Raw genomic sequence first — 9,389 nt, 5'->3', positions numbered from 1 at the left:
GAGGCCCTGACACCCACCGTCCCGACGGAGGGCCCACCGGGCACCCCCATCGCCACCGCCGCCTCAGTAGTGAATGCCCTCAGAGCACGGATTCGTCTCAGGCGTCATGAACGAACTTTGCCGGTTCTCTGTGACCTATCCCCATACGAGATGTCCTGCTCCGAGCAGGTTCCGATTCACCGTCGCGGTGCCATCTCTTCGGTAGAAGCGATCTGCCCGCCGGAGAAGTCCACCTGGACCGGCGCGGCGCCGTCGAGACCTTCGGGCGCATCCAGCACGAAGCTCCACAGCGCGGCATCCTCCTGACATCCGGCGGGATCGACCTGCTGCTTCGTCTCGATCAGCAGCCGATCCGGGGCCAGGACTTCCATCGTCGCGGGGACGACGGGGCAGTTCCCACTTCCCGTCAGGGTCAGCTCGAAACCATCACCCTCATCGAGCCAGCGAACCCGACTCGCCTCGAATCCCTCGATACCGCCCAGAGAGATCGAACGGTACAGCGCCCCTTCTGGAGCCGACTCACTCGACCCCAGTCCCGGCAGCCTCTGCGGCTCGGCACGTGCGCAGCCGAGCATCAGCAACCCGATCCCACAGATCCCGACCACTATCACTGCACGCCCTCGCATGCGCGACAGCCTAAGCGGCTCGTCCGGTCGCAGGAGTGATGCAGGACCGCAGAGCTATCCCCGACCGCACTCGCTCTCCGCGGTGGAGCCGCTGCGTCAGAATGCGTCTGCGATCGACCCCCCGTACGGGACGGCCGCGCTCCGTTTCCAGGGCTCGACTACCGGCGCCGAAACGCTCCATACAGTGCGCCGAGGACGATCAGACTGCCGATCCCGACGAGGACCCAGGTACGAGGATCCTCGTTGACGCTGGTGCACACGCCTGGCGAGTTCACGTACTCCGCGCAGCTACCCGAACGGTCACTGGCGAGAAAGACCACCGCGACGAGAGCAACTAACGCGATCGCGAGCCACCACCACCGAACGCGCCGCCGAACCAATGCACCCATGGCCAGACTGTACGACGACAGTGCTTCGTTGAGGAGGTGGTCAGGTCTCGATGGTTCATCGATGTGATCACCTGCCGCTGGCCTCTACCGGCGGAGGCGACCGGTGCCAGAAGGTGACAGGAGCGTTAAGTACCCCTGAGCTGTCCCCACCCGAAGAAGCTCTCCGCGATGAAGTCTTGAAGGTCGCTCTGCACGGCTAGAGCGAGGACCGACAGGGGGGCGCCGCTCTGAAGCTCTCGCGATGAGCCCGTCTCGTCGAGGACAGCCCACTGCGCGATGACACTGCCATCATCGAGGCGATCCGCAGGGCTCAGAGGAGAACCGTCCGGCCACTCTGCGAGCCGCACGAAGTGCAGCTGAAGCGACGAGCGTTCTTCCCCGTGCAGCATCTCCTCGAACACGGGAACGAGCGCCAGTCGAAGCTCCTCGATCGTCGTCACCGCGCACCAACGCCGTCGAGGTAGACGTTCTCGCTGAGCGGCGTCCACGTCTCTTCCGCGCCCGCGCCGTCCGGGACGACGTGGAACGTGTTCCGACCGATCGTGGCGTCGAAGTCGCCGGCCCCGCAGCTCTGGTCCCACGTGTCCTCGTCAGCGAAGCTCGTCAGGCACGTCGTGCCCGGATCGCTCGTGCGCGCCAGGAACAGCGATCGGTCTCCGACTCGGCCGACGAGCCGGGAGCTGGTCTCGTCCATCTCGGACCAGGAGGCCTGCGGAGGGAGCGTCGGGAACGTATCGGCGTCGGTCGCTGCCCGGTCGAGGTCCGCGAAGGTGAGCAGCGGCCGCTCGGTAGTGGTGAAGCACCCGCTGAGCGAGGCCGCGACGGCGGCAGAAACGACCGTGGCGGCGAGGGTTCGAGCGGTCACCCTTACGATGCTGCGCGGTCGACTTGTCCAGGTCACGAGGTCAGCCTAGGAAGCGCGGGACCAGGGCGCGCCCTTTCCGGAAACTAGGGTGAGGGGATGCTCCCCGAGCTCGGCACCGCGTTTCTCGCGGGCGCGCTCGCTCTGCTCTCCCCCTGCGCTGCACCGATCCTCCCCGGCATCGTCGGCGCCCTCACCTCGACAGGGAACGGACGTGCTCGACCGTCTCGGCAGGTGTGGTCGATCCTCGCGTTCGCGGTCGGTGCCGCGCTCGTGCTGATCGGGTCGGTGGCGCTGCTGCTCGCGTTCGGGGCGAACGTGAACCTCGCTCGGCCGCCGTACACGTTCATCGCCGGCGGACTGCTCATCGGTGCCGGCCTCTATTCCCTCGGCGCCTCCGGATCCCGTGGATCACGAAGACCTCCACCCCAGGCGGCTCGGTCGCGAAAGCGCTGCTTCTCGGAGTCAGCTGCGCCGCCGTCTGGTACCCCTGCCTCGGCCCGTCCCTCGCCACCCCTCGTCGCCGACGGGGTGCACGCACGGCTCGACGGCTTCACCTCCCTGTCCGTGGTGCTGGGAGCTATCGGCGTCCTGCTCGGATTCCCGCTCGCGGACCCGATCATCGGCCTGCTAATCGCCGTCTCGATCCTGGTCCTGCTCTGGGGGACCGTGAAGTCGGTCGGCGCCCGTCTGATGGACGCGATCGCCCCCGACCTCCTCGAGCGCGCCGAACACGCCCTCGAGCAGACCCCGGGCGTCACCGCTGTCGAGGACCTCCGCCTCCGCTGGATCGGCCACCGGCTTACAGGATCGGCCACCCTTCGCGTCGCAGCCGATCAGCTGGTCGACGCGACGCGGATCGCGCAGCACGCGGGTGAACAGCTCCACGCCGCGATCGGCAACCTCGACATCTTCACACTCACGCCCTCTCCGGGGAGGAGTGGGAAGCCTGCCCTGTCTGGCGCGGAAGAGACTCCGGTGCTTCCATGAGCCTCATGCCGACCGGTCCGACTCCTCCGCCCTCCACTCCTCGCGCGGAGCCGCACGACAGCGCTATCTCCGGGCGACTGAACTGGTTACGGGCCGGCGTGCTGGGCGCGAACGACGGCATCGTGTCGGTCGCCGCTCTGGTCGTGGGTGTCGCGGGCGCGACGACGGCGACGGCTCCGATCCTGACGGCCGGTGTCGCGGGTCTGGTCGGCGGCGCGGTATCGATGGCGCTGGGCGAGTACGTCTCGGTGAGCAGTCAGAGCGACAGTCAGCGCGCGCTGATCGCGAAAGAGCGCGTCGAGCTCGCGGAGGATCCCGCCGGAGAGCTCGAGGAGCTCGCCTCTCTGTATCAGGCGCGTGGCCTGACCCCGGAGACAGCGCGCCAGGTCGCCCGCGAGCTGACCGAGAACGATGCTCTGACCGCGCATCTGGAAGCGGAGCTCGGGTTGAACGAGGACGCGGTCGCCAGCCCGCTCGCCGCCGCCGGCGCCTCAGCGCTGGCGTTCTTCCTCGGCGCGGTGCTGCCGCTGCTGGCGATCCTGCTCCCGCCGCCGGAGCTGAGGGTTCCGGTGACCTTCGTCGTGGTGCTGATCGCCCTCGCCGCGACGGGGTTCATCAGTGCCCGGATCGGCGGCAGTCCGGCGGTACGCCCGATGATCCGCATCGTCGTCGGCGGCGCTCTGGCCCTCGCGGCGACGTTCCTGATCGGCCTGCTGCTCGGCACGTCCGGCGCAGTCTGATGTCCCGGATCCTCGTCGTCGAGGACGACCCGCAGATGGGTGCCCTCGTCGAGCGGGGACTGCGGGAGGACGGCTACGACGTGCAGCTCGTCGACAACGGCGTCGACGCGCTGATCGCCTTCACCGCGGGAGACGTCGATGTCGCCGTCGTCGACGTGATGCTGCCAGGGATGACCGGGTTCGAGGTCTGCCGACGGATGCGGGAGTCGGGCAGCACCGTCCCGGTCGTGCTGATCACGGCACGCGACACCGTCGAGGACCGCATCTTCGGACTGGACTCGGGCGCCGATGACTACGTCACGAAGCCGTTCCACTTCGGCGAGCTGAGCGCCCGGATCCGCGCGCAGCTCCGGCGCCGGGCCAGTGGTCCGCAGCCGGTGGTGCAGATCGGAGCGCTTCGCCTGGACGCCCTCTCCGTGCGCGCGACGGTCCGCGATCGCCCCTTCGCGCTGAGCGTGAAGGAGTTCACCCTGCTGCGCTTCTTCGCCGTGCATCAGGACGAGGTCCTGACCCGGACGGAGATCCTCACCGAGGTGTGGGGTTCGCCGGAGACGTTCGAGCCGACCCTCGTGGACCAGTACGTCAGCTACCTCCGCAAGAAGCTCGCCCTCGCCGACACAGGCCTGCGGATCACGACCGTCCGCGGCGCGGGGTACCGGCTGGAGCGCGTCGAGTGACGCTGCTTCGCTCCCTGTCGATCCGCTCCCGGATCACCCTCGGCAGCTTCCTCGTCGCGCTGATCGGGGTCGGCGTGATCACCCTGGTGCTTCACGGGCAGTTCCGCAGGATCGTCGTCGCGTCGGAGGTGACCCTTGCCGAGGGCGACCTCGCTCCGTATCTCGCCGATCTGGGATCGGACCCGACCGAGACCCCCGACCCGCCGGCCGAGGGGATCCTGATCTTCACGCGCGCTCCTGGCGGGGCGGTGCCCGTCGACACGATGCCGCACGACGTCCACGAGGTCCTGGAGCGCAGCAGCGGCAGCGACGGCACCTCGACGGTGGTCACCGACGAGGACGTGCGGTTCACGGTCGTCTCGCGAACGCTGGACACCAGTGCGGGCACGTGGGAGCTGTGGGCGGCGCGCAGCGGCGCCGGCAGCGACCTCACCGTCGCGGCCCTGGACCGGACGCTGCTCATCAGCGCAGCGGCCCTTGTGATCTTGTCCGCTCTCGCCGCGTGGCTGCTCACCGGTGCTGCTCTTCGTCCGGTCGAGCGGATGCGCCGTACCGCCGCGTCGCTCGGCGACCGGGACGGCGGCGAGCTCCCCGTGGGCCCGGCCGCTGATGAGCTGTCAGATTTGGCGGAGACGTTGAACGCGTTCATCGCCCGGACGCGGGACACCGCGGATCGGGAGCGGCAGATGGTATCCGCGGCCAGCCACGAGATCCGCACCCCGCTGGCCGTCGTCATCACCCAGCTCGAACTCGCGCACCGGCACTTCGGCGACGCGGACGCCCTCGAAAAAGAGATCCGCGCCGCCGAAGGGTCCCTCGCCCGCCTGTCCCGCCTGGCGACGAACCTCCTCGAGCTCTCCCGCCTGGACGCCGCACCACCCGTCGCTGCGCTCGCGACAGCGAGCGAGCTGGAGACCGAGCTGATGGACTCCGTCGATCGGCTGAGGACGATCACGGGCGGCGCCGGCCCCGACATCGAGCTCGACACCGCGATCGCGCGGGCCGATGCGCCCTACCCGCTGTCGGTGAGCGCGTTCTCGCGGATCCTCGACAATCTCGGCGCGAACGCGATCGCCGCGACGCCTTCTGCAGGACGCATCACCCTCCTCCTCGAGCAGCACGACTCCACCCTCGAGCTGCACGTGGAGGACACCGGGCACGGCATGCCGGACGAGTTCGTGCCGCACGCGTTCGAGCGCTTCTCCCGGCCCGACGAGGCGCGCGCCAGCCGCGACGGCGGCAGCGGGCTCGGGCTCGCCCTCGTCGCAGCCCTCGTCGACACCGCCGACGGCTCGGTCAGCATCGAGAACCGCCGCTCCGGCGGAGTGAGGGTGACGGTCGTGCTGCCCGAGCGGTGACATGTGAGACCTCGAACACGAATCGGACCCCGGCGGGGAATCGGCACGCATCCCTCATAGCCGACGCCAAGACTCCCCCGCGACGGTAAGAGCGCGCCCCCGGGAACCCGGGTCGGCGCACTCGACACCGACCGGAGGGCGCCGCCGTGAGCACCACGATCCGACCGACCAGCGCACCCGCAGCCCACGCACCGACCACAGTGCGGCGGTCGCAGGCCGACCGCGAGCGATCTCTGCGCCGGCGCCTGCGATCCGCGGACGCTCTCGTCACCGCCAGCTGGGTCTCGGTCGCCCTCGCCATCGCGCTCTACCTCGCAGCCGGCGGACCCGCGCAGGTCACCGATCTCGCCGGAGCCCTCACGGCCGCGGGGATCGTCGCCGGCCTCGTCGGCACCGACCTGATCCTGGTCATGCTCGTCCTCGCCGCCCGGATCCCCTGGATCGACCGCACCTTCGGCCAGGACACCGCGATGGCGCTGCACCGTCGCCTCGGCAAGCCCGCGCTCTATCTGATCCTCGGGCACGGTGCCCTGCTCACCGTCGGCTACGCCCTCACCGACGGGCTGACGCTGTGGAACGAGACACTCGCCCTGTACTCCGGCGCCGACATGCTCCTGGCGCTGCTCGGCAGCACCCTGCTGGTGCTCGTCGTCGTCACCTCCCTCGTCGCCGTGCGCCGCCGCTTCGCCTACGAGGCGTGGCACGCGATCCACCTGCTCAGCTACGCGACCGTCCTCGTCGCCGTCCCTCACCAGCTCTCCGCCGGCCAGGTCCTCGCCGAGAGCACCCCGCAGCGCGTCTACTGGATCGCCCTCTACGTCCTGGCGTTCGGGGCGATCGCCTGGTTCCGGTTCGCGGTGCCCGTGCTCGCGACCCTGCGGCACCGGATCCGGGTCGAGGCCGTCGAGACGATCGCCCCCGGCGTCTTCTCGATCCACCTCTCCGGCCGCGACCTCGCACGCCTCGGCGTGATCGGCGGGCAGTACGCGATCTGGCGGTTCTGGAGCCGCGGCACCTGGTGGCACGCGCACCCGCTCTCCTTCTCCGCCGTCCCGACCGACACCCGCGCGCGGATCACCGTCCGCGCACTCGGAGCCGGGACCGACCGCCTCGCACGACTGCGCCTCGGGACTGCGGTCTCGATCGAGGGCCCCTACGGGATCTTCACCGACGTCGCCCGCACCGCCCCGCGCCTCGCGATCATCGCCGCCGGCATCGGCATCACCCCCGCCCGGGCGCTCCTCGAGCACGGCGGCCTCCGACCCGGCGAGGCCACCGTCCTGCTGCGCGCCACCGACGACTCCCAGACCTACCTCTGGGACGAGACGCAGACCCTGGTGCGCAGCAGCCGCGGCGCGCTGTTCGGGATGATCGGCCGCCGGCCCGCGGGGCTCGCGACGTGGATGTCCGCCGAGTCCGTCGCCCGGGGTGTGACGATCACCTCCGCGCTGCCCGGCCTGCTCGACTCCGACCTCTATGTCTGCGGTCCCACCGCCTGGGCCGACCTCGTCGTCCGCGACGCGCGAGCGGCAGGCCTGCCCGACCGGCAGATCCACGTGGAGAGGTTCGACTGGTGAGGACACGAGCAGCAGTCGCCAGCGTCCTCGCCTCCCTCGCCGTCCTCGTCGGCGGCTGGCAGCTCGGATCGGCCGGCGCCACCGATTCCCCGCTCGCCACCGGGACGAGCGCCACCACGGCCACGGACGGAGCGGCTCCCGCGGCTCCCGCGGTGACCACGCCGACCCCGGCCTCCCCCACCCCGACGACGCCCACAGCGCCCTCCGCAGGCGCGACCACCGATCCTTCGGCAGGCGCGAGCTCGACGGCCACCGCTAGCCCGTCCGCCTCGACAGACGGCACCTGGACCGGCTCGTCCGTGGCGACCCGCTTCGGCGCTGTGCAGGTCGCGATCACCGTCGCCGGCGGGCAGATCACCGACGTCACGGCCGTGCACCTCACGGACAAGGACGGCCGGTCCGTGTCGATCTCGCACCGGGCCGCGCCGATCCTGCGTCAGGAAGTCCTCGCCGCCCAGTCCGCGAACGTGCAGGCGGTCAGCGGAGCGACCTACACCAGCGACGGGTACCTCACCTCCCTGCAATCGGCGATCGACCAGGCCGGACTCTGACCGTGCACACGTTCACGACCATGGGCACCGTCGTCAGCCTGCGCGCCGCCGACGACACCCCGGTCGGCGACGTCGAAGCCGTCTTCGCCGACGCCGACGCCCGCTTCAGCCTGTACCGGCCGGAGTCGGAGGCGTCCCGGATCGCCCGCGGCGAGCTCGCGCTGACGGCCGCGTCCGAGCAGATGCGGACCGCCTACACCGAATCGCTGCACTGGCGAACGGCGACGGACGGCGCCTTCACCCCGCACCGGCCCGACGGGGTCATCGACCTCGCCGGAACCGTCAAAGCGACCACCATGGCGCACGCGGCCCGGCTGCTCGGCGACGGCGAATGGCTCCTCGATGTCGGGGGAGACGTCCTCACCTCGCCCGCCGACAGCTGGACGATCGGGATCGTGGATCCCGGCGACCGGCAGGCGCTGCTCTGCGTCGTCCCCCTCGGCGACGGTCGCCGCGCGATCGCCACCTCCGGGACCGCCGAACGCGGAGACCACGTCTGGCGCCGACCTGCCGAGCCCGGCGACGTCCCCTTCGTGCAGGTGTCCGTGATCGCCGAGGACATCGTCACCGCCGACGTCCTCGCGACCGCGATCCTCGCCGGCGGCGTCGGGACGCTCGACACCGTCACCGACCGCTTCGACGTCGACGTCCTCACCATCGACGCCGCCGGTGCCCTTCTCGTGACCGACCGGCTCCGCCGCCTGATCGCACCGGCGAGCAAGCACACGCACTGACTCCCCGCCCGGTCGGCACGTCGCATCTCGGTCTGAAGCGGGGAGTCGGCTCCGAGGACGGGCGAGCGATCGTTCGAGGGCTCACACGAACCCGTCCACCGGCAGAGCGCACGGGACGGGGCGCGTTAGCGTCACGAGGACAGCCCCCCTCGACCGAAGGCGCCCCCGATGAACGACTGGCAGATCAACGGCCTCCCCCTCCACCCGCTCCTCGTGCACGCCGTCGTGGTCCTGCTCCCCCTCGCCGCACTGATGCTCATCCTCGGCAGCGTCTGGCCGGCCGCCCGCCGCAAGTTCGGGATCCTCACCCCGATCATCGCCCTCGCCGCGCTGATCGCCGTCCCGCTCACCACGCAGGCCGGTGAAGCGCTCGAACGACAGACGGAGCCGTCCGCGATCCTCGAGAAGCACACCGAGCTCGGCGACCACCTGCTCCCCTGGGCCGCCGGCCTGTTCCTCGTCGCCCTGGTCCAGTGGCTCTGGTTCCGCCGCACGCGACGAACCGAGGACCGAGCCGCCACCACCCGCCGCCCCCTCGTCGGAATCGTGCTCGCCGTCGCAGCGATCGCCATCTCCGTCGGAGCGACCATCGACGTCGTCCGCATCGGCGACTCCGGCGCACCGTGAGGCGGACGGCGTCCTGATGTCGCAGAGCACTCGCCTCGACGCCTGCGCGGACGATCGAACGTCCTACGGGCGCGACGGCGCCCTCGACTCAGTCGTCGTCATCGCTGCTGGTGGCCGGAGCCTGGTCGGTGCTCGAGGTGGAGTCGGACCAGACTGCTTGTGCGCCGGAGTCGCCGATGCGGACGACGTCGATGGTCGCTCCGACGGAGATGGCGATCGCTGCGACGGCGAGCACGATTCCGACGAGGGGGCGGCGGG

General features: G+C 70.6%; 11 protein-coding genes. 8 read left to right on the top strand and 3 right to left on the bottom strand.

What is annotated here, in order from left to right; all coding sequences use genetic code 11:
• Positions 1–176 precede the first annotated feature (176 nt).
• The 3 genes from C5C27_RS15345 to C5C27_RS15335 all read right to left on the bottom strand — a co-directional run bounded on the left by C5C27_RS15345 (position 177) and on the right by C5C27_RS15335 (position 1,880).
• Complete coding sequence (locus C5C27_RS15345) at positions 177–581, bottom strand: hypothetical protein (RefSeq protein WP_146079714.1); 405 nt, start codon at positions 579–581, stop codon at positions 177–179.
• A 559-nt stretch (positions 582–1,140) separates the two neighbouring features.
• Positions 1,141–1,455, bottom strand: coding sequence for a hypothetical protein (locus tag C5C27_RS15340; protein WP_104288854.1), 315 nt, complete (start codon positions 1,453–1,455; stop codon positions 1,141–1,143).
• Positions 1,452–1,880 carry a hypothetical protein gene (locus C5C27_RS15335; protein ID WP_104314839.1) on the bottom strand — a complete coding sequence of 143 codons (429 nt, stop codon included), beginning with the start codon at positions 1,878–1,880 and terminating at the stop codon, positions 1,452–1,454. Before C5C27_RS15335 ends, C5C27_RS15340 begins: the two co-directional genes overlap by 4 nt.
• A 96-nt stretch (positions 1,881–1,976) precedes the next feature.
• On the opposite strand from C5C27_RS15335, the gene C5C27_RS15330 reads away from it, so the two are divergent.
• From C5C27_RS15330 to C5C27_RS15295, 8 genes are all read left to right on the top strand, one after another.
• Positions 1,977–2,867 (top strand): cation transporter, encoded by an 891-nt coding sequence (locus C5C27_RS15330; RefSeq protein ID WP_104314838.1) that lies wholly within the window; start codon positions 1,977–1,979, stop codon positions 2,865–2,867.
• The gene (locus C5C27_RS15325; RefSeq protein ID WP_104314837.1) at positions 2,864–3,607 is read left to right on the top strand and encodes a VIT family protein; all 744 of its coding nucleotides are present in this window, start codon (positions 2,864–2,866) and stop codon (positions 3,605–3,607) included. The genes C5C27_RS15330 and C5C27_RS15325 overlap by 4 nt, the downstream gene beginning before the upstream one ends.
• A complete protein-coding gene (locus C5C27_RS15320) occupies positions 3,607–4,284 on the top strand; it encodes a response regulator transcription factor (protein WP_104314836.1) in 678 nt (225 codons plus the stop codon). The genes C5C27_RS15325 and C5C27_RS15320 overlap by 1 nt, the downstream gene beginning before the upstream one ends.
• On the top strand, positions 4,281–5,642 hold the full coding sequence (locus tag C5C27_RS15315) for a HAMP domain-containing sensor histidine kinase (protein WP_104314835.1): 1,362 nt from the start codon (positions 4,281–4,283) through the stop codon (positions 5,640–5,642). The genes C5C27_RS15320 and C5C27_RS15315 overlap by 4 nt, the downstream gene beginning before the upstream one ends.
• 146 nt (positions 5,643–5,788) lie before the next feature.
• The gene (locus tag C5C27_RS15310; protein ID WP_104314834.1) at positions 5,789–7,219 is read left to right on the top strand and encodes a ferric reductase-like transmembrane domain-containing protein; all 1,431 of its coding nucleotides are present in this window, start codon (positions 5,789–5,791) and stop codon (positions 7,217–7,219) included.
• Positions 7,216–7,770, top strand: coding sequence for an FMN-binding protein (locus C5C27_RS15305; protein ID WP_104314833.1), 555 nt, complete (start codon positions 7,216–7,218; stop codon positions 7,768–7,770). The genes C5C27_RS15310 and C5C27_RS15305 overlap by 4 nt, the downstream gene beginning before the upstream one ends.
• A 2-nt stretch (positions 7,771–7,772) precedes the next feature.
• Complete coding sequence (locus tag C5C27_RS15300; RefSeq protein ID WP_258066809.1) at positions 7,773–8,504, top strand: FAD:protein FMN transferase; 732 nt, start codon at positions 7,773–7,775, stop codon at positions 8,502–8,504.
• Positions 8,505–8,672: 168 nt separating this feature from the next.
• Positions 8,673–9,131 (top strand): DUF2231 domain-containing protein, encoded by a 459-nt coding sequence (locus C5C27_RS15295; protein ID WP_104314832.1) that lies wholly within the window; start codon positions 8,673–8,675, stop codon positions 9,129–9,131.
• Positions 9,132–9,389: the final 258 nt, after the last annotated feature.

Origin of the sequence: Rathayibacter sp. AY2B7 (assembly GCF_002931635.1) — a bacterium.
Classification (GTDB): domain Bacteria; phylum Actinomycetota; class Actinomycetes; order Actinomycetales; family Microbacteriaceae; genus Rathayibacter.
Note: the sequence above shows the minus strand (reverse complement) of the source record. Positions and strands in the feature narration are given on the sequence as shown.